Genomic DNA, 26,111 nt, shown 5'->3' with positions numbered 1-26,111 from the left:
TGGACCACACCGGCCTGGACTCCCCCGACTACGTCCAACCGGAACGCCCCATGAGCGCGATCGGGGGCTGACGCGCACCACGGGCCTCCCGACGCCGGGCGACCGGCTCGTCAGCCGCGGGGAGAGCCGGCGCGGGGAGAGCCGGCGCGCCGGGGCAGCAGCCAGCCCGCCAGGACCACGGCTCCCGGCAGGGCCGAGATCAGGGCGAGCAGCCCGTAGCCGATCGAGATCGCGAAGCCGGTCCCGGCGGGCAGGCCGTGGGCCATCGCGGCCAGGGTGGTGATCCCCTCCCGCAGACCCCAGCCGCCCACCCCGACGGGCACGGACATCCCGGCGAGGCCCAGCACCGTGGTCCCCCACAGGTTCGCCAGGGTCTCCTGCGGTGCGGTGCGCACGGCCGCCAGCAGGAACAGCCCCTGGTAGCAGGCCCAGGCGAGCACGGACAGCGCCCACACCCCGGCCTGGTCCCGTGCCGGGGCGCCGCTCGTGGAGCGCCAGGCGACGGCCCCCACGGCGAGCGCCCCGAGGCCGAGGGCCGCGGCGAGCCAGGCGCCGACCGCCAGGGCCGGGACGACCCCCGCCGCGAGGAGCACGGACGTCCCCGCCAGCCGTTCGCCCAGCACGGAGCCGCCGGCGCCGGGCCAGCTGTCGCCGCGCCGGCGGCGGCGCAGCACCCGCACGGCGTCCCCGGTCACGCCCCCGGGCAGCAGCAGGTTGACGAGCCCGGATGCCCAGCACTCGCCCAGCGCCTCCCGGAAGCCGATCGGCGTGGCCCGGCTGCGGGCCACGAGCCGCCAGCGCTGGGCCTGGGCCGCGGTGGCCACGAGCCCGGCGCCCAGGGCGAGCGCCACGGTGGCGGGGGTGAGGATCCCGACGGCGCTGCGGACCGCGTTCGTGCCGAGCACGCGGAACAGCATGGCGAGGAGCACCAGCCCGGCCACCGCCTGCCCGGCGGCGAGCAGCACGCGGAGAACGGGCCGCCGCCGCGTGGGGGCGGGCGTGGTCTCGGCGGGCATGGGCGCAGTCTAGCCACCGCCCGACGTCGCCCGGATTGACGCGGCGGGCCGGGCCCGCCCAGGATGAAGACCCCCGACGCGGAAGGCGACCGCATGCCCCTGGCTCGTTCCACCGGCCCGCGCCCCTCGGCGCGCCGGGACGGTCTGCTCGCCCTCGTGGTGCTGGGCGGAGCCCTCGCGGCGCTCCTCCTCCTGGCGGACGCGGCGCTCCCCGTGCTGCTGAGTTCGGTGCTGCTGGGTCTCGCCGTGCTCGGCGCGGTGGTGCGCAGCACCGTGCGCCGCCGCGGCGAGCCCTACGGCCCCGCCGACCGGGTCACCGTGGGCCGCTCCGTGCTCGTCGCCCTGGCCGCCGCGCTCCTGCCCGTGGGGCTGGCCCCCGTGCTGGGGCAGGACGGGGGCCGGCCCGCCGACGCCTGGTGCTGGGCCGTGTTCGCCGTCGCGCTGCCCGCGTGGCTGCTCGACGGGATCGACGGGTGGGTGGCGCGCCGCACCGGGACCGCCACGCGCGCCGGGGCCCGGTTCGACCAGGAGGTCGACGCCGTGCTGCTGCTGTTCCTCTCGGTGGCGGTCGCGGCCCGAATCGGGCTGCCGGAGGCGTGGTGGGTGGTGGTGATCGGCGCCCTGCGCTACCTCTTCCTGCTGGGCCTGCGGGTGCGCCCGGTGTGGCGCCGCGAGCTGCCCTTCTCCTCGTACCGGCGGGTGGTGGCGGGGATCCAGGGCGGCGTCCTGCTCGGCGCGCTGGTCCCCCTGATCCCGCTGCCGCTGGCCGTCACGGCCACCGTCGTGGCGCTCGTCCTGCTGCTGGTGTCCTTCGGCCGGGACGTGCTGTGGCTGGAGCGGTGCGCCCGCGGCCTCAGCTGACGGGCGGCAGGCCGAGCACGTCCGCGTGTCCCACCGTGGCCCGCAGCCGGCCGCGGGCGCAGTCCACCAGGCGGGTCCGCAGCCAGGCGTGGGCTTCGGCCGTGAGGTCCGGGCGGTGCTCCACGGCGGCGTCCGCGCGGTCGGCGAGGAACCGCTCCAGGAGGGGCCGGGCCCACGCCTGGCCGGAGATCCACCAGGGGGTGGGCGTCACGTCCACGACCATGCCGCGCTCCTGCAGGGCCTCCGCGGCCAGCCGCACGGCGTCGGTCCCGGCGAGCTCGCCGCGGTGCTGGTGGTCCTCGAAGGCGCCCAGCACCGAGGGGTCCAGGTGGTGGGGCGGGTCGATGAGGACCTCGCCGTCGACGGTCAGGGCGAGGAGCGCCGGGACGGACTCCTCGGCGAGCACGCGGGCCAGGTCCCGGAGCTGCTGCCGGGTCAGCAGGTCGAGCAGGGCGGAGCACGTCACGAGCCGGCGGGCCGCCGGGTGCTCCGCGAGCACCCGGCCGAGCTCCTCGATCCCGGCGAGGACGGGCACGACGTCGGCCCCCTCCGCCCGGGCGGCGGCCACGGCCTGGTCGAGCAGCTCGCGGTCGTGGTCGAGCAGGATCCAGCGCTGGGGGCCGGGGAGGTGCCGGGCGAGCCAAGCCCGGTTCGCGCCCGTCCCGGCGCCGAGGTCCACCACCACGACCGGCTCGGTGCTCGCGGCGCCGGGGGCCGCGGCCCGCGGCAGCTGCTCCCAGTGCCGCACGATTCGGGCGATCAGCGGCAGGGAGTCCTCGCGGGCCGCGGCGTCGGCGGGCTCGCGCAGGGCCAGCCAGTCGCCGGCGACGGGACGGTCGGGGGCGGAGTGGTTCGTCATGACGGTCTCCTGGTGCTGTCGTGGTCCTGGTCGGGACTGCGCCCGAGGGGGTCGGACGGGTCGGAGGGCGGGGCGGGGAACGGGCCGATCGCCGCGAGGACGTCGCGGGCGGTGTCCGTCCAGCCTCGCAGGTGGTCGCGGCGGGCCAGTGCGGCGGCCCGCCACTGCGCGCGCAGGACGGGGCCGGTCAGCCAGTCGCGCAGCGCCTCGGTCCAGGCGGACGGGTCGGCGGGGTCGAGGGCGGCACCGGCCCGGATGCCGGCGCCGGGCGCGCCCGGGGGTCCCGGCGTGCCGTCGAGGGCCTCGACCGCGCCGGTGCCGGCCGCGACCACCGCGGGCACGCCGTGGGCGAGCGCCTCAGTGACGACCATGCCGTAGGTCTCGGTCGTGGAGGGCAGCAGCAGCAGGTCGGTGCGCGCCCACTGCCGGGTCAGCGCGGCGCCCTGGAGGGGACCGGGGCAGCGCACGCGCCCCGGATCGGGGAGGTCCCGGACCGCGGCGCGCAGAGTGCGGACGTGCTCGGGGTCGCCCTCGGGGCCGACGAGGTCGAGGATCCAGCCGAGGGCGGTCAGCGGCGCGAGGGCCTCCAGCAGGAGGCGCTGGTTCTTGCGCGGGGTCAGGGACGCCAGACAGGTCAGCCGGGGCGGATGCGACCCCGCGGCCACCGGTCCGCGCTCGGCCCCCGGCTCGGCCACGACGGCGTTCGCGGTGCCGTAGCGGCGGAGGAGGTCGCGGGCCGCCCAGGCGCTGGGCGCCAGCACGCCGGTGGCGGCGGCGAGGGCGGCCGCCTCCCGCCGGGCGAGCTCCGTGGCGGCCGCGGGGTCCACCCCGGTCTCGGCGGGCAGGGGCAGGTGCACGAGCAAGTGCACGGGCACCCCGGAGCGCACGGCGTCGTCGACCGTCTCCGGTGCGGCGCACCCCACGAGGCCGTCGAGGACGACCGCCCGCCCGGAGGCCGGTGCGCCCAGCGCGCGCCGCAGCCGGGCCCTGGCGGCGCCGTCCGGCGCGGGCCAGCTCCCGGCCACCGGCACGAGCCGGGCCGGGCGCCCCAGGGCGTCCAGCGCCGCCGCGAGCCGGCGGTCGTAGAGCGAGCCGCCGGTGGGCCGCCCGCCGTCGTCGGGCACCACCACGTCGATGCCCGCGCGCGCGGTGCTCACCGGGCGGGGGCGGGCCCGCCGCGCTCGCTGAGCACGGGCAGCTCGAGGGTGTAGGAGGCCCAGGCGTCGGGGGTCTCCCGGAGGGTGACGGTCAGTCGCTCGAGCCCCTCGACGAACGCCGCCCCCGCCGCGAGCCGCTCGGCGACGTACTGGGCCAGGACCTCCGTGGTGGACAGCCGGCCCGCGAAGTCCGGGTGCTCGTCGAGGTTGCGGTAGCGCAGCCCGTCCAGGACGCCCGCGAGCAGGTCGTTGGCCACGCCGATGTCCATGACCACCCCGTGCTCGTCGAGGACCGGCCGGGACCAGGTGGTCTCCACGACGTAGGTGGCCCCGTGCAGGTTCTGGGCGGGGCCGAAGAACGGGTCCGGCAGGCTGTGGGCGATCATCATGTGGTCTCGGACGGTCAGGGTGAACACGGAGCTCCTCGGGTCGGTGGGGGCGTTCAGTCGTAGTGCACCACGTGGCACAGGACGTCCGGGGCCCCTGCGGCGAGCCGCGCCATCGTGGCGGGCAGCTCCTCGAACGAGGAGCTCCCGGAGAGCAGGGCGTCGAAGCGGGGGTCCCGGAGGGCGTCCAGCGCGGTGGCGAGCCGGTCGGCGGTCGTGCGGCGGGCCCGGCGGGCGGGGGCGACGACGCCCACCTGGCTGGCGCGCAGCTGCAGCCGGCGGGCGTGGAAGTCGGCGCCCAGCGGGACGGCCGGGTCCTCGTCGCCGTACCAGGACAGCTCGATCAGCTCTCCCTCGTCGCCGAGCAGCTCGAGCCCCCGCGCCAGGCCGGCGGCGGTGGAGGAGGCGTGCAGGACGACGTCGCACTCCCCCGCGGCGTCCTCCGGCAGCACGTGCTCCACGCCGAGCCGGGCCGCGAGCTCCCCGCGGGACGGCTGCGGGTCCACGAGCTGCAGCCGGGCCAGCGGGAAGCGGGCCAGCAGCGCGGCCGTGCACGCGCCGATCATCCCGGCGCCGACCACGGCCACGCGGTCCCCGAAGCGGGGCGCGGCCTCCCACAGCGCGTTGACGGCCGTCTCCACCGAGCCCGCGAGCACCGCGCGCCCGGAGGGGACGTCGTCGGGCACCGCTGTCACGGCGGAGGCCGGGAGCACGTAGCGGTCCTGGTGGGGGTGGAGGCTGAAGACCCGCCGGCCCACCAGGTCCTCCGGCCCCTGCTCCACGACGCCCACGGAGAGGTAGCCGTACTTCACGGGGCCGCGGAAGTCCCCCTCCTGGAACGGGGCGCGCATCCGCCCGTGCACGCGCGCCGGGACGAGGCCGCGGTGGACGAGCGACTCGGTGCCGCGGCTGACCCCGGAGCGCAGCGCCCGCACCAGGACGTCCTCGGGGCCCGGGACGGGCAGCTCCGCGGTGCGCAGCTCTCCCCGGCCGGGCTCCACGGTCCAGTAGGCGCGGCAGGTGCGGGGGTCCTCCGGCGGGCAGGGGTGAGCGGCGTCGGTCATGGTCCCATTGTGTCCCGACGGCCGCGCCGCGCCACCGGGTGACCACGGCGCGCCCCCGCGACCCCCGTGCACCCGGCCGACCACGCCGCCGCGTGGTCGGCCGGGCGCTGCCGGGTCAGCCGGGCGCCCCGTGGTCGGCCGGCGAGGAGCGGACGCCGGGCTCCTCGTGCAGCTCGGCGAGCGCCCGGCGCAGCGCGGCATAGCGCCGCGCCCCGAGCCGGCGCCGCCACTGCTCCTCCACCTCGGCGACCACCCCGGCCGCCACCGCCTGGGCGGCCCGGCCGCGCTCGGCGACGCTCACGAGCCGCGCCCGGGCGTCGGCGGGATCGGGGCGCCGCTCCACGTACCCCTCCTCCTCCAGGGCTTGGACGAGGAGGCTGGCCGTCTGCTTGGTGACCCGGGCCTGCTCCGCCAGCTGCACCGTGCGGGTGCCGTCCGGGCCGATGCGCTGGAAGATCCGGGCCTGCGCGTAGGAGAGGTCCGCGAAGCCGGCGGCGTGCAGGGCCTCGACCACCCGGATCTCCATGTCCCGGTACGGGTAGTACAGCAGCAGCCCGGTGTTGGTCCCCGCGTCCTCGTGCATGCCCACCCCTTGACACCGTGGCCGTCGCCGCCGGAAAATTCAGTCAGTAAAACTGACCATTTGGAGGAGATTATCATGGACCGCGACGCCATCTGGGACGCCGTCCACCGGGAGCGGTCCGCGCTGGCGGACCTGCTCGAGACGCTCCGTCCCGAGGAGTGGGACCACCCCACCCTCTGCCCGGGATGGGCGGTGCGGGACGTCGCGGCGCACGTCATCGCCTCGCCCCAGGTCAGTCTCGCCGATCTCGTCCCGGCCCTGTGGCGGGGCCGCGGGGACTACAACCGCGCCCTGTACCTGGACGCCCGGGCCCGCGGCCGCCGGCCGGTCGAGTCGATCCTCGCCGACTACCGCCGCCTGGACGGCTCGAGGCGCCACCCGCCGGGCACGACCGTCCGCGAGCCGCTGCTGGACGTCCTCGTCCACACCCAGGACATCGCCCTGCCCCTGGGCCGGCACCACGCCATGCCCCCGGAGGCCGCGCGCACGGCCGCCGACCGGGTGTGGTCCATGCCGTTCCCGTTCCGGGCGCGCCGGAGACTGCGCGGGGTGACGCTCACCGCGACCGACGTCGACTGGCACGCCGGCGGCGGCCCCGAGGTCCGGGGCGCCATCGACGCGCTCCTGCTGCTGTTGACCGGCCGCACCGCAGCGCTGGACCGGCTCGAGGGGCCCGGCCTCGACGTCGTGGGAGCGGGCCCAGGAGCCTCCCGCCGCTCTTGACACCTCGCCGCGGCGGCGGGGACGCTGGTGGAGGCGGCGTCCGCCGTCACCTCCCCCGTCCCCGAGGTGACCCATGGTCCAGCGCATCCTCTTCCTGCACGGTGCCGGGCCCCAGCCCCGCACCGGCGACAACCCGGTGCTTGAGGCCGTGCGGCGGCAGTGGCCCGATGCCGACCTCGTGGCCCCGGACCTCCCGAGCCCGGAGGACCCCGACCCGGACCAGTGGCAGGAGGCGATCGGCCGGGCTGTCCGCGCCATCCCGGACGAGCCCTGGGTGATTGTGGGCCACTCCCTCGGCGGGTCCGAGGCCCTGCGCTTCCTCTGCCACCGGATCCCCACCCTGCTGCAGCGCGTCGTGACCGTGGCGGCCCCGTGCTGGTGCCCGGAGCACCCGGACGTGGAGGAGCAGGGCTTCGCCCTGCCCTCCACCGTGGGCCGGAAGCTCGCCGACCTCGAGATCGTCGTGGTCCACGCCGAGGACGACGACGTGGTGCCTCCCGCCCACGCGCGCTGCCTCACCGAGCGGCTGCCCTCGGCCCAGCTCGTGCTGCTCCCCTCCGGCGGGCACCTGCCGACGTCCTGGACGGACCGGGGTCTCATTGCGTGAGGCGGACCCGCCCGGCTCGGCAGGACGGACGCCGTGCGAGAGCATGGACACCATGAGCCGATCGCACCCGCAGCACCGCAGGACCGTCCGCACCCTGGGGGCCGCCGCACTCCTCCTGGGACTCTCCGTCCCGGCCCCCGCGGCGGCGCTCCCGGCGGCCCCGGGCGGTGCGGCCGCCACGACCGCGGCGGTCTCCGTCCCCACCTCCTGCGGTCCGGCCGCGGGCCCGCTGCCCACCGCGGTGGGGCCTGCGGCACAGGACGACCGGCGCGCCCTGACCACCGCGCTGGACGGGCTGAGCGCAGCGGTGGGCGCCGAGATCGGGCTGCTGGTGCAGGACGCGGACGGCCGCACGGTCTTCGCCCACCGCCCCGAGGTGTCCGGTATGGAGGCCAGCCTCTCCAAGGTCCCGCTGGCCCTCACCACCATGCGCCTGGCCGCCGAGCGGGACGGCCGGCTCACGGAGCAGCAGCGGGCCCTGATCCGCGACAGCGTCCACGAGAGCGGCAACGAGTCCACCACCGCTCTCTACGGCGCGCTCGGGCCCACGCTCTCCGTCATGGAGGGCGAGCTCAACGAGACCTACGACCTCATGGGCGTCAGCTCGACCCGGTCCTCGGGCGGCTGGGGCCACAACCTGACCACCGCCTCCGACCAGCTGGCCGTGCTGGGCACGGTCGTCCGCGGGGCGGACTGGCTGCCCGAGGAGGACCTGGCCTGGCTGCGGGAGCAGATGCGGCCCACCCATCCGTCCCAGACCTGGGGCGTGGGCGCGGCCCGCGCGGACGGGTCCGGGGCGGCGGACTCCCTCGTCAAGAACGGGTGGCTGCCGGACGCCGGCGGCGCGTGGGACACCCACAGTGTGGGGCGCACGGTATCGGGCGGGACCGCCCACCACATCGCGGTGCTGGGCTCCGGCTACCCCTCCGCGGCCTGCGGCCAGGACGTGGCCACCGCCGTGGTCGACCTGTACCTCGCACGCGGGACCGGCTGAGCTCACGCGGCCGCGTGCGGCGCCCCCGCGCCCGGATCCACCCGGTGCGGTCCGGACGCGGACGGCCGGACGTCGAAGTCGAAGATCGCCGTGGGCAGATAGACCGTGGCGCAGGAGTTGGGGATGTCCACCACCCCCGAGAACCGGCCCTCGATCGGCGCGGCGCCCAGCAGCAGGTACGCCTGCTCCGGGGAGTACCCGAACTTCGTGAGGTAGTCGACGGCGTGCAGGCACGCCCGCTGGTAGGACAGCTGCGAGTCGAGGTAGCGCTGCTCTCCGTCGAGGGTCACCGAGGTGCCGGAGAAGGCGATCCACTCGCTGTACTGCGGGTCCGTCCTGCCCGGCAGGAAGATCGCGTTCTCCGTGACCCCGTAGGTCTCCATGCCGCCCTTGATGACGTCCACGTGGAAGTCGATGAACCCGCCCATCTCGATGGCGCCGCAGAACGTGATCTCGCCGTCGCCCTGGGAGAAGTGCAGGTCGCCCACGGAGAAGTTCGCGCCGTCCACGAAGACGGGGTAGAAGACGCGGGTGCCCTTGGTGAGATTCTTGATGTCCTGGTTGCCGCCGTTCTCGCGGGGCGGGGCGGTGCGCGCGGCCTCCGCGGCGACCCGCTCGACGTCGGGGCCGGGAACCCCGCCGAGCAGGGCGTTCTCCGGCTCGGGCGGCAGCGCCAGGGGCGGGACCCGGTCCGGGTCGGTGGCGATGAGCGCCCCTTCGCGCGCGTTCCACCGGGCCAGGAGCTCCGCGGAGGGCGCGGTGCCCATCAGGCCGGGGTGGACGATGCCGGTGAACGAGACCTCCGGGACGTGCCGGGAGGTCGCGGTCTGGCCGCGGAAGTCCCAGATCGCCTTGTAGGCGTCCGGGAACCGGTCGGTGAGGAAGCCTCCACCGTTGGACCGTGCGAAGACGCCGGTGTACCCCCAGCCCTGCCCGGCCAGTGGGCCGGAGTCCTCCTGCGGGATGGGGCCGACGTCGAGGATGTCGACGACGAGCAGGTCGCCCGGCTGGGCGCCCTGCACCGCGAACGGGCCGGAGAGCTTGTGCACGGTCGTCAGCGGCGCGTTGAGGACGTCCTCGGCGGAGTCGTCGTTGACGATCGCGCCGTCGAACCACTCCCGGCAGTGCACCCGGAACGTGTCCCCCGGTCGCACGGTGGCCACCGGGGGGATCTCCGGGTGCCACCGGTTGTGCCCGACCAGCTGCTGGTCCTCGAACGGCCGTGACGAGTCCAGGGGAAAGATGAGCTCCGGCATGACGTGCCTCCTTGGCGGCTGTGCTGCGGTGGTGTGCCTCTCAGGGCCGGGGAAGTCTGCGGTGCAGGGGGTTGCCGGTGGTGCGGGTCGCTCGCCGGGAGCCGGGCGGGGGCGCGGCGACGACGTCGGGCTCCGCGGCGGTGCGCTCGGTGCGCTCGATCAGCCGGGCCTCGGAGGTGCCGGCCCGGGAGAGCCCGGGCGCGCTCATCAGCCGCCGCGCTGCGGAGCCGCAGCCGGGGCAGTCGCTCTCGCGTGCGGCCGCGCCCATGCCCAGCAGGACCTCGAAGTCGCCGCACTCCCGGCACCGGTACTCGTAGATCGGCATGCGGGGCGCCTCCCGGGAACGCGGGGTCTCTGGACTGACGACCCTAGTGCCGGGTCCGTGGCCGGGGAAGGGCTGCCATCGACATCGCCCTGACATGACGGGGCGGGGCCGCAGGTTCCTCGGGGCACGAGCCCGCGCCAGGAGGCCCTGCCGGACGTGCGCTCAGGGCCGGCCGGGCAGCACGTTCAGGTTGTGCCGGAAGAGGTTCCCGGCATCGTAGCGGTCCTTGAGGGCGGCGAGCCGCTGGTGCTTCTCCCGCCCGTAGGCCAGGCGGGCCGCCTCCACCGGGTCGCCCCCGAGCTCGGCGTCGGGCCCCATGAGGCCGACGTACTCGCCGTGCTCGGCGAACGGCTGCATCGCGTCCCGCACGGTCCGCACGAAGGCTGCGAGGTGCTCGTCGTCGGCCGGGTCGCGCCGGACGCCGTGCACCGTCAGCCAGTACCGCGCGGACCGGTTGGGGAAGGCGGTGGTCTCCTCGGGCACCCTGCCGAAGGCGCCCTCGAGGTGGTGGACGTCGATTCCGGTGCCCCGGCAGGCGATCCCGGCGGCCAGCCCGACGAGGACGTCGACGACCTCGTCGTCCAGCCGGGAGAAGGGAAGGTTGCGCCAGTAGCCGTGCGAGCCCCGGGGGAAGAGCCCGTCCCGCGCCCCCTGCCACGCGAGCCAGGGCGTCGGGCCCATCTCCTCGGCGTCGGGCGGGGCGTCCTCCCGCAGTCCGTCGACGACGTCCAGGCCGGCTGCGTGGTCCTCCGAGACCCAGCTGAACCCCACGGTCAGCACCGGCTCCTCGCCCATCCCGGCCGCCGGGGGCGGGATCGCGAACGTGAGGACCGGGTTCATCTCGTCCGGCAGACCGCGCGACCACGCGGCGAAGGCGGACAGGGCGCCCTCCCAGCGCGGCCTGCGGTAGTGGAGGTTCCCCGCGAGCACGGTGGACGGCAGCCGGCGGGCCCGGAAGGTGAAGGATGAGACCACCCCGAGGTTGCCCCCGCCGCCGCGGAGCCCCCAGAACAGCCCGGCGTTCTCCTCCTCGCTGACGTGCAGGTGGTCGCCGGCGGCGGTCACGACGTCGGCGGAGTCCAGGTTGTCGAGGCTCAGCCCGTTGCTGCGGGTCAGCCACCCCATGCCCCCGCACAGGGTGAGTCCCGCCACGCCCACCGCGCCGGTGAGGCCGCCGGGAACGGCGAGGCCGTGCCGGGCCGTGGCACGGTCGAGAGCGGCGAAGGTGGTGCCGGGCTCCACGCTCACGAGCTGGTTCGCGGGATCGACGACGACGCCCCGCAGCCGCCCGAGGTCCAGCACCAGGCCGCCCTCGACCGTGCCGTGGCCCGCCACGCCGTGCCCGCCGCCCCGCACCGCCAGCGGCAGGCGCGTGCGCTGGGCCGTGGCCAGTGCCAGGTCGATGTCGGCGAGGTCCCCGGCCCGCACGAGAGCCCGGGGACGGGCGTCGATCAGGCCGTTCCAGACGCGGCGGGCCCTGTCGTAGTCGGCGTCCCCCGGCTCCACCAGCACCCCGGCGAGACGGTCCCGGAGTTCCTGGAGCGCCCTGGTCGTCCCGTGGTCCGGCGCACCGTGGTCGGTGGTGCTCATGGCTCCCGCTCCTGCGCGAAAATAATTCGTCGGCCCGGGGGCAAATTCTAGTCGTCCGCGTTCCTGACTCGGCAGATGACCTCGTCACGCCTGCATAACTCCGCGCGGGACGTCAGGGACGGACGGTCCCGCCCGCTCCGGCGGCTGGCCCGAGCTCGGCGTCCAGCTCCGCCCCGGCGGCACCGGCGCCCTCCGCGGGGCCGGCCGGATCGGCCGGGTCGGTGGTCCCGGTCCTGCCGGTGGCCGGCTCGGCCGCGGCCTTCGGCGCCGGGCGGTCCGGCTCCGCGTCCTCGTCGTTCGGGATCCCGTCGCCGTCGCGGTCCAGGTCGTCCTCGTTGCGCAGGCCGTCGCCGTCCAGGTCCGGGTCGGCGTCGTTGAGGACGCCGTCCCCGTCGAGATCCGGGTCCTCGTGGTTCAGCAGGGGGGCGCCGTCGAGGAGGTCGCCGTCCAGGTTGTCGTCGTCGACGTCCGGGATCCCGTCCTTGTCGGTGTCCCGCTCCGCGTCCGGAATCCGCGGGGCGACTCCCGGTTCGAGCTCGGGCTCCACGTCGGGCCGAGGCGCGGGCTTCACCACGGGCTCGGGTGCGGGCTCCACCACGGGCTCGGGTGCCACCGGAGGCAGCTCTGGCTCCTCGAGTACTGGCGGGGCCGGAACGGGATCGGGCACGTCAAGATCGGCCGGAGGAGCAGCCGGGATGGCCGGCACGGATGGGGCCGCCGGAGCCGGGGCGGCCTCCGCCTGCTGCACGGGTGGCCTGGCGTTTCCGGCCTTCTCGACCTCTGCTCGCTTCGCGGCCTCGGCCTTCTTGGCGGCCTCCGCCTTCTTCGCGGCCTCCGCCTTCTTCACTGCCTCGGCCTTCTTCGCCGCCTCGGCCTTCTTCACTGCCTCGGCCTTCTTCGCCGCCTCGGTTTTCTTGGCAGCCTTCGCCTTCTTCGCCGCCTCGGCCTTCTTGCCGGCCTCCGCCTGCTGCGCGGCCGGGTCCTCGACCGTGTCCGGGACGGGGACCTCGAGGGAGTACTTGCTGCGGGAGGCGGGGATGACGCGCATGCCGTCGACCCAGTTGAAGGACTGCGGATCGACGGCCTGCCCGTCCACCCAGGTCTCGAAGTGCAGGTGCGGGCCCGTGACCCGGACGCCGGTGGCCCCCACCGTGCCGAGCTGCTCGGAGGCGGCGAGCCGGTCCCCGGTCCGGACCCGGACGTCCTCGAGGTGGTTGTAGGTGGTCCTGATCCCGTCCGCGTGGGTGACCTCCACCCGGTTGCCGCCCCAGACGTCCCAGAACACGGCCGTCACCACGCCGTCGAGGGCGGCGACGACCGGCAGGCCCGCCGCGGCGGAGACGTCGGTGCCGTTGTGGAACTCGCGCCCGCCGCGGTCCGGGGCGATCCGCCAGCCGAACTGCCCACCGGGCAGGACGGCGCCGGGACGGGCCGGCGCGATGATCGTGTTGACGGGCAGCTCGCCCTGGTACAGCTTCGGCGCCTGCCGGCCCGGGCGCACGGTCGAGGCCGACTCGCGCCCCCCGTCACCGCGCCCCGCCCCCGCCCGCCAGGAGCCCTGGCCCGCGCCGCCGTCCCGCACGGGCGAGGTCGTGCGGTCGTCCCGCAGCGGTCCTGCCGGAGGCGTGGTCTGCTCCTGTCCCGCCGCGAGCAGGGTCCACCGATTGTCCGGCTGCGCTGCCCGCTCCGCGGAGGCCGCCGGAGCGCCGAACGCCGAGGTTCCCCGCTCGCCGCCGATCTCCGGGGTGATGCCCGCGCTGACGGCCACGCTGACGGCCACGAGCGCCGAGAACGCGGTGAGCGCGGTCACGGGCGAGGACGCGCGCTGGCGCAGGGCGGGGCGAGCGGAACGGCGAGAGGAGTCGCGGGGCATGACGGTTTTTCCCCCAGGATGTCGCGACGAGCGACGAGAAGATCGTGCAGGAGTTCGAGGTGCTGGGACCCAGCGTGATCAGCTTAAGCGAACGGACCCTGACCACCGAGGAAACTCCCGTCCCCACATCAGCGCCTTGTCATGCGACGACTTGATGCAAACGCAAACGCCTCGGGACGGGCGATCAGTAGGGCCCCGACCACCCGTCCTCGAGCAGACCGCGGACGTAGGCGGCCTGGCCGAGGTGCTGCGCGGCGTCGTCGACCGTGCTCACCAGGCGGGCGCCACGGGTGACGGGCGGGGTCCACGACCGGTCCACCACGTCGTCCAGCTGAGCCTCCGTGAGCCCGTGCACGTACGCCACGGTGCGCTCGACCACCGCGTCGAGGTAGCCGCGCAGCAGGTCGGGGGACGCCACGCGGATCCGTGCGACGTCCTCCGGTCCGTCTCCGAAGCCCATGGAGGAGTCGGGGACGTCGAGGCCGAAACGCCCGCTCCACCCCTCGGCGGTCCACACCTCCTCCGTGCCGGCGAGCTGGGCCACCTGTGCGTCCTGCTGGCGGGACGCGTGCCACACCAGCCAGGCCACGGAGTTCGCGGTCCCGCCCGGCATGGTGTGCAGCACCTCCGCCGAGATGTCCTCGAGCACGTGCTCCGCCACCTCGGACGGGCGGCGGGCGGCGTCCTCGAACAGTTCCTGCGGCGTCATCGCGACCACTCCTTCCACACCGGGGCCGGGCCCGCCCCTGCCGCCGAGCCTACGTCCCCCGGGGCCCGTGGCGCCGGGTCCCGGTGAGGTGACGGCCCGGGGGGCGGGCGGGTCAGCGCACGGCCGGCCGCAGCATGCGGGCGACCGTGAACGCCGCCAGGACCACCACGGCCGTCATGACCAGCGCCGTCCAGTGCATGCCCGCCGTGAACGCGGCGACCGCCGCCTCCTGCACCGCGGGACCGAGCGCCCCGGCGCCCTCCGCGACCTCGACGGCTCCGCCGAGGGTCTCGTGCGCCGCGGCCGAGGAGCCGGCGTCCAGGGCCGCGGGCAGGTCGAGGTGGCGCTGGTAGAACGCGGTCAGCAGTCCGCCGAGCACGGCCGTGCCCAGCACCGCACCGACCTCGTAGCCGGTCTCCGAGATCGCCGAGGCCGCTCCGGCCTTGTGCGGCGGGGCCGCCGTGAGGACGAGGTCGTTGGACAGCGTCTCGGCGAGGCCGATGCCGGTGCCCACCAGGCAGAAGGCCACGAGGACCACCACGGCGCCGGCGGCGGCGGAGAGGTCGGCGAGGGTAACCACGAGGAAGCCGGCCGAGGACAGGAGCATCCCCGCCGTGATCACGGTCCGGGGGCTCAGCCACCGCACGGCGCGCACGGCCGCGAAGCCGGCGAGGACCGTGAGGACCAGGCCCGGGACCATGGTGAACCCCGCGGTCATCGGGTCCAGCCCGACCACGAGCTGCAGGTACTGGGTCAGCATGAACAGGAACCCGTAGAGCCCCACGTTGGCGAGGACGTTGACGGTCACGCCGCCCTGGAAGCCCGGGTGCCGGAACAGGGCGAGGTCGAGCATCGGGTGCGCCAGGACCGCCTGGCGCCGGACGAACAGCACACCGGCCAGCACGCCGAAGGCGGCGCTGAGCAGGCCGTGGAAGAGCTCCCCGGAGGCCGTCGCCGCCTTGATGCCGTAGACCACGGGGGTCATGGCGAGCATGGCGAGCAGCACGGACGGCACGTCCACGGGCCCGGGCCGGGGGTCCCGCGACTCCGGCACGAGCAGAGGGCCCAGCACGAGCAGGGGCAGCAGCACGGGCACGGACATCAGGAACACCGAGCCCCACCAGAAGTGGTTGAGCAGGAAGCCCCCGACGATGGGGCCCAGCGCGGCGCCGCCGCTGAAGCCGCCGGCCCACACCGCGATCGCGATCCGGCGCTGCCCCGGGTCCAGGAAGATGTTGCGCAGCAGGGACAGGGTCGCGGGCATCAGCATCGCGCCGAAGAGCCCCATGGCGGCCCGCCCCGCCACGAGCAGCTCGGCGGTGGGCGCGAAGGCCGACGCCGCGGAGACGGCGGCGAAGCCCGTGCCGCCGATCAGCAGCAGCCGCCGGCGGCCGATCCGGTCCCCGAGGGAGCCCATGGGGATGAGCAGGCCGGCGAGCACGAGGGGGTAGACGTCCACGATCCACAGCAGCTGCGCGCCGGTGGGGTGCAGCGCCTGGGAGATGGTGGGCAGCGCGAAGCTCAGGGCCGTGTTGTCGACCGACACGAGCAGGACGGGCATCATCAGGACCGCGAGCGCGGCCCATTCGCGCGCACCGGCCGTGGGGCGGGGCGTCAGCAGAGTGGTCATGGTTCACCTCCGGGGAACGGATCGGGAGCGGACAGACTGAGTAACTGTACCGTCTAGACGGTACAGTTATGGGCGAGCTGACACAATGGGCACCACGTCCGACCCAGGGAGGTCTTCCTCACATGCCCCGCCCACCCGTGGCCCGGGACAAGCTCCTGGCCGCCTTCGAGCAGATCGTCCTCGACGACGGCGAGCGCGCCGCGACCCTCGACGCCGTCGCCGCCGCCGCCGGAGTGTCCAAGGGGGGCCTGCTCTACCACTTCCCGCACCGCCAGGCCCTCGTGGACGCGACGCTGCAGCGCCTCGAGGAGCTCATGCAGCTGGACCTCGAGGCCATGGCGGCGGCGCCGGACGGGGCCGCGCGCTACTTCCTGGTCACGTCCCTGTTCGAGGACAGCCGGCTGGACCGGGCCCTGATCGTGGCCTCCCGGCTGGTCCAGGCCGGGGACGAGAACGCCCGGGCCGCCCTGAAGCGGCTCGAGGTGGCGTGGTACGAGCTGATCCTCGCGGACGTGGGAGACCCGGTGGTGGCGACCGCGGTCCAGCAGATGGGCGACGGGCTCTACCACAACGCGTCGATCGGCCTGCTGCCCGACGGCAGCGCACGGCGGCACACCATCCTGGAGCACCTCCTGGCCGCGGTGGACCGGCTCAGCCCACGGCCCTGAGCGCACCGCGCCGGCCGGGCGGGAGGGCTCCGGTCAGGCGCGGGGCAGCGGGCGCACGTGCTCGGGCCGCAGACCGATGCCGATCGCCCGCCCGGTGAGGTGGGGCAGGAACGGCAGCGCCCGGACGAGGCCCAGCGGCACCGGGGGCCGCGGCCGCGTCCCGGTCCGGGCCGGCACGAGCCGGCGGGCCAGCACGAGCTGGAACAGCTGGGTGGCGCGCGCCGGCCACGCCCGCCGGCGCTGCACGCGCGCGAGGTCCCGCGCCCGCACCCCGCCGCGCAGCAGCCGCGGCCCGAGCAGGTTCGCCGCCGCGACCGCGTCCTGGATCGCGAGGTTGATGCCCACGCCCCCAGCGGGGGACATCGCGTGCGCGGCGTCGCCGAGGAACAGGATCCCGGGCCGCCACCACCGGCGCAGCCGGTCCACGCGCACGCGCAGCAGCTTCACCTGGTCCCAGTCCTTGATCGTGGTGACCCCCTCCCCCAGCCCGGGGGCGAGCGCGCGCACCCGTTCCCGAAAGGCGGCCAGTCCCTGGGCGCGCAGGGCGTCGTGCTCGCCGGCCCGCACGATCATGGCGGCCTGCCAGTAGCCGGTGCGCGGCAGGGCCACCACCGCGCCGTCCCCGGCGTTGAACAGCGGCTGCTCCTGCCCCTCGCGGCGGGGCACGCGGAACCACAGCACGTCCATCCGCGACGTCGAGGCCCTGGGCACCAGGCCGGCCGCGGCCCGCAGCACGGAGTCGCGGCCGTCGGCGGCCAGCACCAGCTCGGCCCGGATCCGCACCGGTGCCCCGTCGTCGTCGTGCGCCGTGACGCCGGTGCACCGGCCGTCCTCGACGAGCAGGCCGTCGGCGGCCGTGGAGCGCAGCAGCCGGAAGCCGGGCAGCGCCTCGCCCTTCTCGGCGAGCAGGTCCAGGAAGTCCCACTGCGGCAGGAACGCGATGAACGGGCAGCGCACGGGCAGGCGGTCGAACCGGCCGACCACCACCGTCTCGCCGCCGAGGGAGACGGTGGCCCGCTCCACGCGGGTGTGCGGCAGCGCCAGGACGTCCTCGAGCCAGCCGAGCTCGGCCATCAGCTCGAGGGTGGAGGGGTGCAGGGTGTCGCCGCGGAAGTCGCGCAGGAAGTCCCCGTGCTTCTCCAGGACCACCACGTCCACGCCCTGCCGCGCGAGCAGCACCCCGGCCATCAGCCCGGCCGGTCCGCCGCCCACCACGCAGCACGTGGTCCGCACCTGCTCCGTCGTCCGCTCCGCCGCCACGGGTGCCTCCCGGGCCCTCGCTCGTCCGCTGTCCCTGCCGACGATCCCACCGGGGTGGCGGTCGCGCAAGAGGCGGTGCGGCCCGCGTCCCGGCCGGACGCGTCATCCCGCGCCGCCCCCTTCCCCCGGCCGCGCGGGAGCGCGAGAGTGGGAACCGCAGCGACGGATGCCGACCGCACCGACAGGAGATCCTCATGGGCACGCTGATCGTCACCGAGTTCATCACCCTCGACGGCGTCGTCGACTCCCCCGGCGGCGGCCCCCACCCGCACGCCGGCTGGAGCTTCCGGCACGTGACCTATGACGAGGCGGCCTACGAGCTCAAGGACCGGGAGCAGAAGGAGGCGGCGGCGATGCTGATGGGCCGGGTCAGCTACGACGAGTTCGCCCCCGTCTGGCCGTCGATGGAGGAGTTCGCCGAGTACAACGCCATGCCCAAGTACGTGGTCTCCTCCACCCTGGAGGACCCGCGCTGGCACAACACCTCCGTGCTGCGCTCCCTCGACGAGGTCGCGCGGCTGAAGGCCACGGTCGACGGCACGATCCTCGTGCACGGCAGCGCCACCCTGGCCAAGGGCCTCGCCGCCGCGGATCTCGTGGACCGGTACCACCTGCTGGTGTTCCCCGTGCTGCTCGGCGCGGGCCGCCGTCTCTTCGACGACAGCACCGACACGTTCCGCACCCTGGAGCTGGTGGAGCACGAGACCTACGCCAACGGCGTCCTCAAGTCCGTCTACGAGGTCGTCCGCTGACCGGCGGCCGCCCGTCGGGGCTCACGGTCCCTCATCCGGCCGTTCCCCGGAGCCGCGCACCAGCAGCCCGTCGTGCTGCTCGATCAGGCGCAGGGAGAGCTCCTTGTACCCGACCGCGTCGAACAGGACGGTGATCCGGTCCGGCTCCGCGCCCATCACGATCCCGTGGCCCCACTCGCGGTGGGTGACCGGGGTCTGGATCGCCCAGCCGTGCGGGGTGGCGGCGGCCCGCTCCGCAGCCTCGGCGGCGGAGCCGGTCTCCGCGCAGGTGTCGCAGTTGCCGCACCAGCCGTCGGTCTCCTCGCCGAAGTAGTGGAGCAGCCAGTCCCGCCGGCACCCGTCCGTCTCGGCGTAGCCCCGCATCATGTCGATCCGCGAGCGGTCGATCCGGTGCTGGGCCTCGGCCTCCGCGAGCGCGGCGGCGACGGCGTCCTCCGGCGCGACCCCGTCCACGGCCCGGTAGCCCTCGGGCCGAGCCAGCACGCCGCCGCTGTGCTCGAGGAGGTGCAGGGCCCGGGCCTGGGCCCGGGGGCCCAGGCCCGTGTGCTCGCGCAGCTCGCGGGCCCGGACCGGCCCGTGCCGCCGGACCGCGCGGAGGACCGGCTCGAGGTCCGCCGGCTCGGGGGCGGCGCCGGCGAAGTACTGCTGGAGCCCCAGGTCCTCGGAGCGGTAGTGCAGCACGGCGAGGACCGGCTTCCCGTCCCGCCCGGCCCGGCCGATCTCCTGGTAGTAGCTGTCCAGGGAGTCGGGGACGTCCGCGTGCACCACGAAGCGCACGTCCGGCTTGTCGATGCCCATCCCGAAGGCGGTGGTGGCCACCACCACGTCCAGCTCGTCGCCGTGGAACCGGGCGAGCACCTCGTCCCGCTCGGACCTCCGGCGTCCCGCGTGGTAGGCCTCGGCGCGCACGCCGCGCCGGACCAGCTCGGCGGCGTAGTCCTCCGTCTCCCGGCGGGTGGCGACGTAGACCAGCCCCGGGCCGGAGAGCCCGGAGACCTCGTCGAGCACCGCCCGGCGCTTGCCGGAGGCCTGGTGGTGGCGCACCACCCGCAGCTCGATGTTGGGCCGGTCGAAGCTGTGCACCAGGACCAGGGGGTCGCGCAGGCCCAGCCGGTCAACGATCTCGGCCCGGGTGTGCGGGGACGCGGTGGCGGTCAGGGCCACGACGGCCGGGCGTCCCAGCCGCTGCACGGCCTCCTGGAGCACGAGGTAGTCGGGGCGGAAGTCGTGGCCCCACGAGGAGATGCAGTGCGCCTCGTCCACCACGAACAGGGACGGCGGGTGCGCGGCGAGCCGCTCGGTGATCTCCTCCCGGGCGAGCTGCTCGGGGGCGAGGAAGAGGAACTTCGCGTCCCCGCGCGCCACGGCGTCCCAGGCGGCGCGCTCGCGCCGCGCCCCCACCGCGGAGTTCACCGCGAAGGCGACCTCCGCCCCGAGGTCCTCGTTGATCGCCTCGACCTGGTCGTGCTGGAGGGCGATCAGCGGGGACACCACCACGGCGGTCCCGGGCAGGGCGGCACCCGGCACCTGGTAGATCGCGGACTTGCCGTGGCCGGTGGGCATCACCGCCAGGACGTCGCGGCCGGCCGCCGCCGCCACCATCGCCTCGAGCTGGCCCTCGCGGAACTCCTCGATGCCGAAGCGGGACGCGGCGACCTCCCGGAGCCGTTCCGCGGAGACCGGTGCGGCGCGCCGGCCCGCGCCCGTGGCGGCACCCACCGGCTCAGCGGGGGATCCGGGCGAGGACGGTCGCGGGCCCGTGCCCGTCCTCGTCGTCGATCAGGTCCCGGCTGATGCTCATGGTGCTCCACTCGTCCGGCGGCGTCCCGCGGGGGACCTCTCATGACAGCAAGGGTACTTATCGAATCCGGGAATCACCACGGCGGGCCCGTGTGCGGTCCGGGGCCGGGCTGCCGGGGGCGCAGAATGGGACCCGTGGAAATCATCGTCATCGCCGCCCTCGCGATCCTCGTGGGCTCAGTCCTGCAACGCGTCTCGGGCACGGGGGTCGGCCTCGTCGTGGCCCCGACCCTCGCCCTGCTGCTGGGCCCCGCCACGGGAGTGCTCGTGACCAACGCGACGACGACCGTCTCCGGCTTCCTCATCATGCTCTCGGTGTGGCGCCACGTGGACTGGCGGCGGTTCACCCTCATCGCCCCGGCCGCGGCGGTGGGCGCCGTACCGGCGGCGCTCGTGGTCCGCGAGCTGCCCGCCGCCTGGCTGCAGGTGCTGGTGGGCGGCGTGGTGCTGCTGGCCCTCACCACCATGTTCGGGCTCCCCCGCCTGCCCGAGTGGCCGGGGCGGCTGCCCACGGTGCTCGCCGGGGCGATCGGGGGGTTCTTCAACACCACGGCGGGGGTGGCCGGCCCGGTCATGGTGATCCACTCCCGGCTGGCCCGCTGGGAGCAGCGCTCCTTCGCCGCGACCCTGCAGCCGGTGTTCATGACGATGGGCGCCCTGTCGGTGCTCACCAAGACCCTGCTGGGGGCGGCGGGCACCGGCGGGATGCCGCCGTGGTGGGTGGCCCCCGGCGTGGTCCTCACGGTGGTGCTGGGCGTGCGGATCGGCGGGGTCGTCGCCCGCCGCGTGTCCCTGAGCACGGCGCGCACGGTCGCGCTGGTCCTCGCGGGGCTGGGCGGGGCGATCACGCTGGTGCGCGGGCTGCTGGGCGTGCTCTGAGCCCGGGCGCCGACCGAGGGTGATCTCGCCGCACGTCGCACTTCGGCAACGAACGGTTGCCCAGCGGCGCCCGGCAGAGCCTCCGGAACTAGGCTGGGCCCACCGACACAGGGGGCCACCATGGATCGTCAGCGGCATCTTCGTCTGCAGGTAGGACTGGCCTCGGCGGCGCTGCTCGTCGCGGCGGCCGTCCAGCCCTCGGCGGCGGCGGCGGAGCCGGGAGACTTCAGCTACGCCCAGGGCTGGCGGATCGGCCAGCACCCGCGGGAACTGGCGGATGTCAACGGCGACGGGCGCGCCGACGCCGTGGGCTTCGGGGACGCCGGCGTCCTTGTCGGGTACGGCTTGGACGACGGTGCCTTCTCCCCCGCGACGCTGAAGGCCAGCGCCTTCGGCCGGGACCAGGGGTGGCGCGTCGACCGGCACGAACGGACGCTGGCGGACCTCAACGCCGACGGACGGGCCGACGTCGTCGGCTTCGGCGAGGACGGCCTGTACCTGTCCTACTCGGCGCCCAACGGAGTCATCACCACGCCCAGCCACCCCGAGGCGGATCTGGCCGACTACGGCGTCGCCCAGGGCTGGCGGGTCGACCGGCACCTGCGGGAACTGGCGGATGTCAACGGCGACGGACGGGCCGACGTCGTCGGCTTCGGCAACGCCGGGACCCACGTCTCCGTGGCGCACCACCAGGACGACTTCCTCGTGGAGCTCAGGCCCCCCGTGCTCAGCGTGGGCGATTTCGGCCATGACCAGGGCTGGCGGGTCGAGCGGCACCCGCGGCAGCTGGCCGACGTGGACGGCGACGGACGGGCCGACGTCGTCGGCTTCGGCGACGCCGGGACCTGGGTCTCCTACGCCCGCCCCGACGGCACCTTCAGCGCCGCAGCCCTGAAGGTCCGCGATTTCGGCCATGACCAGGGCTGGCGGGTCGAGCGGCACCCGCGGCAGCTGGCCGACGTGGACGGCGACGGACGGGCCGACGTCGTCGGCTTCGGCGACGCCGGGACCTGGGTCTCCTACGCCCGCCCCGACGGCACCTTCAGCGCCGCAGCCCTGAAGGTCCGCGACTTCGGCCGCGACCAGGGCTGGCGGGTCGACCGTCATCCGCGCTCCGTCGAGCGGGCCACCTCCGGGCAGGGCGCCGACGTGGTGGGATTCGGTGACGGAGGGACGTACTTCTCCTTCTCCGGCCCCGGAGAGACGCTGTCGGCCGCCTGGTTGGGATTCGAGGAGTTCGGCCACCACCAGGGCTGGCGGGCCGACCGGCACCCCCGGGGACTGGCGGACGTCAGCGGTGACGGAATTCCCGACGTCGTGGGCTTCGGCGAGCGGCGGCCCGTGGTCGCGACGCTGCTCATCCATGCGGTCCCGCCCGAGATCTTCGAGAACGACCCTGCGACCGGCGGCTGAGGGACGGACGTCAGTCGGTCTCCCGGGCCCGTCGCGTCGCGGCGTCGTTGGCCTTCCGGATCGCGTCGACGAGCTCCTTCTTGGTCATGTAGGAGCGCCCCTCCACGTCGAGCCGCTTCGCCACCTCGTAGAGGTGCTCCTTCGAGGAGTTCGCGTCGACCCCGCCGGCGGTCTCCGCGCGGGAGTCGCGGCCGCCCGCGGCGTGCTCGTCGGAGGGCCCGTACTCCTCCTTGCCCTCCCAGTGGTCGCCGACCTTCTCGTGGGTGTGCTTGAGCGCGCTGTAGGCCGTGCGCGCCGCGCGCTCCTCGTCGCCGTACTCCTCGAGCGCGGAGTCGTAGGTCTTGGCGAACGTGTCCTGCGCCTTCTGCCCCGAGCGCTGCAGGGTGGAGGGCAGTTCGCTCTTCTTGGCGTGGTCGTCCTTGCCGGTCTTGGGCACGAGGTGCTCCTTCCGTAGGGGTGTGGGGGCGCGGCTCAGAAGACGGGCATGCCGCCGGTGACGCCGAGGACGGTGCCGCTGACATAGCTGGCCTCGGCCGGGCTCGCGAGGAAGACGTAGGCGCCGGCCAGCTCCGCGGGCTGGCCGATCCGGCCCAGCGGCGTCTCCTTTCCCATGTTCGCGACCGCCCCGGGCTCCTTGGTGGCCGGCCCCAGGGGGGTCCACACGGGCCCGGGGGCGACCGCGTTGACCCGGATGCCCTCGGGCCCGAGCTCGGCGGCGAGGTTGACGGTGACGTTGTTCAGCGCGGCCTTCGTGGCCGCGTAGTCGATCATCGACACCGAGGGGTCGTAGGCCTGCACGGACGTGGTGTTGATGATGCTGTCCCCGCGGCCGAGGTGCGGAAGCGCCGCGCGGCTGATCCAGAGCGTGCCGTAGAGGTTGGTGCGCACGGCCCGCTCGAGGTCCTCCGCGACGAGGCCTTTGAGCCCCGCCTCCCCGCGGGCCCAGTGGAAGCCCGCGTTGTTGACGACCACGTTGAGCCCGCCGAGGCCCTCGACCGCCCGGTCCACGATGTCCTGGCAGCCCTGCTGCTCGCGCACGTCGCCGGGGACCAGGACGGCCGTGCGGCCGGCCTTCTCGATCCACCCGGCCACGTCCTGGGCGTCCTCCTGCTCCTCGGAGAGGTAGTTGATCGCGACGTCGGCGCCCTCCCGGGCGAACGCGATCGCCACGGCCCGGCCGATCCCGGAGTCCCCGCCGGTGATGAGGGCCTTGAGCCCCTGGAGCCGGCCCCTGCCCTCCCAGGACGCCTCGCCGTGGTCGGGCACGGGGTCCATGGCAGCGGTCAGCCCCGGGGGCGTCTGCTGCTGCTCGGGCATCCCGCCCTCGTCGTCGGCCATCGCGCGGGCGTGCTGGGAGACGGGTGCCTCGGGCATGTCGGACTCCTTCGATCAGGTTGCTTATCGTTTGCTTCTCCCACCCTAGGAGGACGGGCGCCCCCTTGTCTTCCCCCGGGCGGGCACAATCTTCCGTGCCGGCCGTGGACACCCCTCGACGCTCCTCGAGTTCCGTTGATAGGTTCGCGGCACGCACCCCACCGCGCACCGACGACCCGGGAGAGACCGCATGAGCCCCGACATGAAACCCCGCAGCCGTCAGGTGACCGACGGCATCGACGCGACCGCCAGCCGCGGCATGCTCCGTGCCGTGGGCATGGGCGACGCCGACTGGGAGAAGCCCCAGATCGGCATCGCGAGCTCCTGGAACGAGATCACCCCCTGCAACCTCTCCCTGGACCGGCTCGCCCAGGGCTGCAAGGAGGGCGTCCACGCCGGCGGCGGCTACCCCCTCCAGTTCGGCACGATCTCCGTCTCGGACGGGATCTCGATGGGCCACGTGGGGATGCACTTCTCGCTGGTCTCCCGCGAGGTCATCGCGGACTCCGTGGAGACGGTGATGCAGGCCGAGCGCCTCGACGGGTCCGTCCTGCTGGCGGGGTGCGACAAGTCGCTGCCGGGCATGCTCATGGCCGCCGCCCGCCTGGACCTGGCCTCGGTGTTCCTCTACGCGGGGACCATCGCCCCGGGGTGGGTGAAGCTCACCGACGGGACCGAGAAGGACGTCACCCTCATCGACGCGTTCGAGGCCGTGGGCGCGTGCAAGGCGGGCCTGATGGGCAGGACGGACCTCGACCGCATCGAGCGGGCCATCTGCCCGGGCGAGGGCGCCTGCGGCGGGATGTACACGGCCAACACGATGGCCTCCGTGGCCGAGGCCCTGGGCATGAGCCTGCCCGGCTCCGCGGCCCCGCCCTCGGCGGACCGGCGGCGCGACCAGTTCGCCCACCGCTCCGGGGAGGCCGTCGTCGAGATGCTCCGGCAGGGCATCACGGCCCGGGACGTCCTGACGAAGGAGGCCTTCGAGAACGCCGTCACCGTGCTCATGGCCCTCGGCGGGTCCACCAACGCCGTCCTGCACCTGCTGGCCATCGCCCACGAGGCGGAGGTCGAGCTCACCCTCGAGGACTTCAACCGGATCGGGGACCGCGTCCCGCACCTCGCGGACCTCAAGCCGTTCGGCCGGTACGTCATGAACGACGTCGACCGGCACGGCGGCATCCCCGTGGTCATGAAGGCCCTGCTGGACGCCGGCCTGCTGCACGGGGACGCCCTCACCGTGACCGGCCGCACGGTGGCCGAGAACCTCGCCGCTCTGGACCCCGGGCCCCTGGACGGCGACGTGATCCGCACGCTCGACAACCCGATCCACCGCACGGGCGGGATCACCGTCCTGCACGGCTCCCTGGCGCCGGAGGGCGCGGTGGTGAAGTCCGCGGGCTTCGACGCCGAGGTCTTCGAGGGTCCGGCCCGCGTGTTCGAGCGCGAGCAGGCTGCGATGGACGCCCTGGAGGCCGGGGAGATCACGGCCGGGGACGTGCTCGTGATCCGCTACGAGGGCCCCAAGGGCGGGCCCGGCATGCGCGAGATGCTGGCCATCACCGGGGCGATCAAGGGCGCGGGCCTGGGCAAGGACGTCCTGCTGCTCACGGACGGCCGGTTCTCGGGCGGCACCACGGGTCTGTGCATCGGCCACATCGCGCCGGAGGCCGTCGACGCCGGACCGGTCGCGTTCCTGCGCGACGGCGACCGGATCCGGGTGGACCTGGCGGCCCGCTCCCTGGACCTGCTGGTGGACGCCGAGGAGCTGGCGCGGCGGCGCAGCGGCTGGGCCCCCCTGCGCCCGCAGTACGAGGGCGGCGTGCTGGGCAAGTACGTCAAGCTGGTGCGCTCGGCCTCGCTGGGCGCCGTGACCGGCTGACCGGCCGGTTCGGCCGCCCCGCCGAACGGGACGCCCCGTGCACGCACCGGGCCCCGACCGCGTGCGGTCGGGGCCCGGTGCGTGCACGGGGACGAATCAGAGCGGGCCGCCCGCGGGGCGGTCGTCGATGCGCCGGGTGGCGGGGTCCACGCCCGGGTCAGCGTCGACGGTGTCGTCGGCGAGCGTCTCGTCCACGGGCGGGATCGGCGGGACCTCCCCGGTCACGGTCTCCCCGGGAGCCCCCGGCGACACCGGAGCGGCCGGCGCCGCCGGAGGTGCGGTCGACTCGAAGGTCACCGGCTCCGTGTCCGGGCCGGAGTCCTTCTTCTTCGCCGCGGCCGCGACCCCGGCGGCGGCCACCCCGGCCGCGGCGATGCCCGCGGCGACCGCCTTGCCCGACACCCCGGCCTTGCCGTCGTCACCGCGGGAGGCCGCGGCGTGCTCCACGCC

Annotated in this window: 25 protein-coding genes and 1 pseudogene; 9 read left to right on the top strand and 17 right to left on the bottom strand. The window is 75.2% G+C overall.

The window, feature by feature from the left end:
* Nucleotides 1-110 precede the first annotated feature (110 nt).
* Nucleotides 111-1,016, bottom strand: coding sequence for a lysylphosphatidylglycerol synthase domain-containing protein (locus RF647_RS18550; RefSeq protein ID WP_368813013.1), 906 nt, complete (start codon nt 1,014-1,016; stop codon nt 111-113).
* 93 nt (nt 1,017-1,109) lie between these two features.
* Here RF647_RS18550 and RF647_RS18545 point away from each other — a divergent pair, with 93 nt between their 5' ends.
* The gene (locus tag RF647_RS18545; protein ID WP_368813012.1) at nt 1,110-1,877 is read left to right on the top strand and encodes a CDP-alcohol phosphatidyltransferase family protein; all 768 of its coding nucleotides are present in this window, start codon (nt 1,110-1,112) and stop codon (nt 1,875-1,877) included.
* Here RF647_RS18545 and RF647_RS18540 read toward each other — a convergent pair.
* The 5 genes from RF647_RS18540 to RF647_RS18520 all read right to left on the bottom strand — a co-directional run bounded on the left by RF647_RS18540 (nt 1,870) and on the right by RF647_RS18520 (nt 5,926).
* Nucleotides 1,870-2,736, bottom strand: a complete 867-nt coding sequence (locus RF647_RS18540; protein WP_368813011.1) for a class I SAM-dependent methyltransferase — start codon at nt 2,734-2,736, stop codon at nt 1,870-1,872. The two genes, RF647_RS18545 and RF647_RS18540, sit on opposite strands and share 8 nt — an antisense overlap.
* On the bottom strand, nt 2,733-3,893 hold the full coding sequence (locus tag RF647_RS18535) for a glycosyltransferase family 4 protein (protein ID WP_368813010.1): 1,161 nt from the start codon (nt 3,891-3,893) through the stop codon (nt 2,733-2,735). Before RF647_RS18535 ends, RF647_RS18540 begins: the two co-directional genes overlap by 4 nt.
* Complete coding sequence (locus RF647_RS18530) at nt 3,890-4,309, bottom strand: 6-carboxytetrahydropterin synthase (RefSeq protein WP_017834754.1); 420 nt, start codon at nt 4,307-4,309, stop codon at nt 3,890-3,892. Before RF647_RS18530 ends, RF647_RS18535 begins: the two co-directional genes overlap by 4 nt.
* Nucleotides 4,310-4,335: 26 nt before the next feature.
* Nucleotides 4,336-5,343: a zinc-binding alcohol dehydrogenase gene (locus RF647_RS18525; RefSeq protein WP_368813009.1), complete on the bottom strand. Its 1,008-nt coding sequence runs from the start codon at nt 5,341-5,343 to the stop codon at nt 4,336-4,338.
* A 115-nt stretch (nt 5,344-5,458) separates the two neighbouring features.
* Nucleotides 5,459-5,926, bottom strand: a complete 468-nt coding sequence (locus RF647_RS18520; RefSeq protein WP_368813008.1) for a MarR family winged helix-turn-helix transcriptional regulator — start codon at nt 5,924-5,926, stop codon at nt 5,459-5,461.
* Between the two features lie 75 nt (nt 5,927-6,001).
* Between RF647_RS18520 and RF647_RS18515 the strand changes: the two genes are divergently transcribed.
* The 3 genes from RF647_RS18515 to RF647_RS18505 all read left to right on the top strand — a co-directional run bounded on the left by RF647_RS18515 (nt 6,002) and on the right by RF647_RS18505 (nt 8,250).
* Nucleotides 6,002-6,649: a maleylpyruvate isomerase family mycothiol-dependent enzyme gene (locus tag RF647_RS18515; RefSeq protein ID WP_368813007.1), complete on the top strand. Its 648-nt coding sequence runs from the start codon at nt 6,002-6,004 to the stop codon at nt 6,647-6,649.
* A gap of 73 nt (nt 6,650-6,722) precedes the next feature.
* Nucleotides 6,723-7,256: an alpha/beta fold hydrolase gene (locus RF647_RS18510; RefSeq protein WP_017834750.1), complete on the top strand. Its 534-nt coding sequence runs from the start codon at nt 6,723-6,725 to the stop codon at nt 7,254-7,256.
* A gap of 52 nt (nt 7,257-7,308) precedes the next feature.
* Complete coding sequence (locus tag RF647_RS18505) at nt 7,309-8,250, top strand: hypothetical protein (RefSeq protein WP_368813006.1); 942 nt, start codon at nt 7,309-7,311, stop codon at nt 8,248-8,250.
* Nucleotides 8,251-8,252: 2 nt separating this feature from the next.
* Here RF647_RS18505 and fmdA read toward each other — a convergent pair whose 3' ends face one another.
* The 6 genes from fmdA to RF647_RS18475 all read right to left on the bottom strand — a co-directional run bounded on the left by fmdA (nt 8,253) and on the right by RF647_RS18475 (nt 15,633).
* The gene (fmdA, locus tag RF647_RS18500; RefSeq protein WP_035923336.1) at nt 8,253-9,506 is read right to left on the bottom strand and encodes a formamidase; all 1,254 of its coding nucleotides are present in this window, start codon (nt 9,504-9,506) and stop codon (nt 8,253-8,255) included.
* A gap of 40 nt (nt 9,507-9,546) precedes the next feature.
* Entirely contained in the window at nt 9,547-9,831 is a 285-nt protein-coding gene (locus tag RF647_RS18495) for an FmdB family zinc ribbon protein (protein WP_368813005.1), read from the bottom strand.
* 162 nt (nt 9,832-9,993) lie between these two features.
* Nucleotides 9,994-11,421 (bottom strand): FAD-binding oxidoreductase, encoded by a 1,428-nt coding sequence (locus tag RF647_RS18490; protein ID WP_368813004.1) that lies wholly within the window; start codon nt 11,419-11,421, stop codon nt 9,994-9,996.
* Between the two features lie 112 nt (nt 11,422-11,533).
* Nucleotides 11,534-13,294 (bottom strand): peptidoglycan DD-metalloendopeptidase family protein, encoded by a 1,761-nt coding sequence (locus RF647_RS18485; protein WP_368813003.1) that lies wholly within the window; start codon nt 13,292-13,294, stop codon nt 11,534-11,536.
* A gap of 184 nt (nt 13,295-13,478) precedes the next feature.
* Nucleotides 13,479-14,003, bottom strand: a complete 525-nt coding sequence (locus RF647_RS18480) for a DinB family protein (protein WP_368813002.1) — start codon at nt 14,001-14,003, stop codon at nt 13,479-13,481.
* 112 nt (nt 14,004-14,115) lie between these two features.
* The gene (locus RF647_RS18475) at nt 14,116-15,633 is read right to left on the bottom strand and encodes an MFS transporter (protein ID WP_368813001.1); all 1,518 of its coding nucleotides are present in this window, start codon (nt 15,631-15,633) and stop codon (nt 14,116-14,118) included.
* Between the two features lie 122 nt (nt 15,634-15,755).
* Between RF647_RS18475 and RF647_RS18470 the strand changes: the two genes are divergently transcribed.
* Entirely contained in the window at nt 15,756-16,301 is a 546-nt protein-coding gene (locus tag RF647_RS18470) for a TetR family transcriptional regulator (RefSeq protein WP_031283706.1), read from the top strand.
* 33 nt (nt 16,302-16,334) lie between these two features.
* Here the strand turns inward: RF647_RS18470 and RF647_RS18465 are convergent, their stop codons facing one another.
* Nucleotides 16,335-17,561, bottom strand: a complete 1,227-nt coding sequence (locus tag RF647_RS18465; RefSeq protein ID WP_368813000.1) for an FAD-dependent oxidoreductase — start codon at nt 17,559-17,561, stop codon at nt 16,335-16,337.
* A gap of 194 nt (nt 17,562-17,755) precedes the next feature.
* Here RF647_RS18465 and RF647_RS18460 point away from each other — a divergent pair, with 194 nt between their 5' ends.
* On the top strand, nt 17,756-18,313 hold the full coding sequence (locus tag RF647_RS18460; RefSeq protein ID WP_368812999.1) for a dihydrofolate reductase family protein: 558 nt from the start codon (nt 17,756-17,758) through the stop codon (nt 18,311-18,313).
* A 21-nt stretch (nt 18,314-18,334) separates the two neighbouring features.
* Here the strand turns inward: RF647_RS18460 and RF647_RS18455 are convergent, their stop codons facing one another.
* Entirely contained in the window at nt 18,335-20,032 is a 1,698-nt protein-coding gene (locus tag RF647_RS18455) for an ATP-dependent DNA helicase RecQ (protein WP_368812998.1), read from the bottom strand.
* 207 nt (nt 20,033-20,239) lie between these two features.
* Here RF647_RS18455 and RF647_RS18450 point away from each other — a divergent pair, with 207 nt between their 5' ends.
* The gene (locus RF647_RS18450) at nt 20,240-20,992 is read left to right on the top strand and encodes a TSUP family transporter (protein WP_368812997.1); all 753 of its coding nucleotides are present in this window, start codon (nt 20,240-20,242) and stop codon (nt 20,990-20,992) included.
* A 120-nt stretch (nt 20,993-21,112) separates the two neighbouring features.
* The gene (locus RF647_RS18445) at nt 21,113-22,405 is read left to right on the top strand and encodes an FG-GAP repeat domain-containing protein (RefSeq protein WP_368812996.1); all 1,293 of its coding nucleotides are present in this window, start codon (nt 21,113-21,115) and stop codon (nt 22,403-22,405) included.
* 10 nt (nt 22,406-22,415) lie between these two features.
* Here RF647_RS18445 and RF647_RS18440 read toward each other — a convergent pair whose 3' ends face one another.
* Nucleotides 22,416-22,841, bottom strand: coding sequence for a ChaB family protein (locus RF647_RS18440; RefSeq protein WP_368812995.1), 426 nt, complete (start codon nt 22,839-22,841; stop codon nt 22,416-22,418).
* A 35-nt stretch (nt 22,842-22,876) separates the two neighbouring features.
* Entirely contained in the window at nt 22,877-23,779 is a 903-nt protein-coding gene (locus RF647_RS18435; RefSeq protein ID WP_368812994.1) for an SDR family oxidoreductase, read from the bottom strand.
* 190 nt (nt 23,780-23,969) lie between these two features.
* Between RF647_RS18435 and ilvD the strand changes: the two genes are divergently transcribed.
* The gene (ilvD, locus tag RF647_RS18430; protein ID WP_126346599.1) at nt 23,970-25,661 is read left to right on the top strand and encodes a dihydroxy-acid dehydratase; all 1,692 of its coding nucleotides are present in this window, start codon (nt 23,970-23,972) and stop codon (nt 25,659-25,661) included.
* A 96-nt stretch (nt 25,662-25,757) separates the two neighbouring features.
* Here ilvD and RF647_RS18425 read toward each other — a convergent pair.
* Nucleotides 25,758-26,111, bottom strand: a pseudogene (locus tag RF647_RS18425) (cyclase); the annotation flags it as partial.

It is taken from the genome of Kocuria sp. CPCC 205263, from assembly GCF_040981075.1.
GTDB classification, from domain to species: domain Bacteria; phylum Actinomycetota; class Actinomycetes; order Actinomycetales; family Micrococcaceae; genus Kocuria; species Kocuria rosea.
The sequence above is the reverse complement of the archived record's forward strand: the minus strand, read 5'-3'. Positions and strand labels throughout refer to the sequence as shown.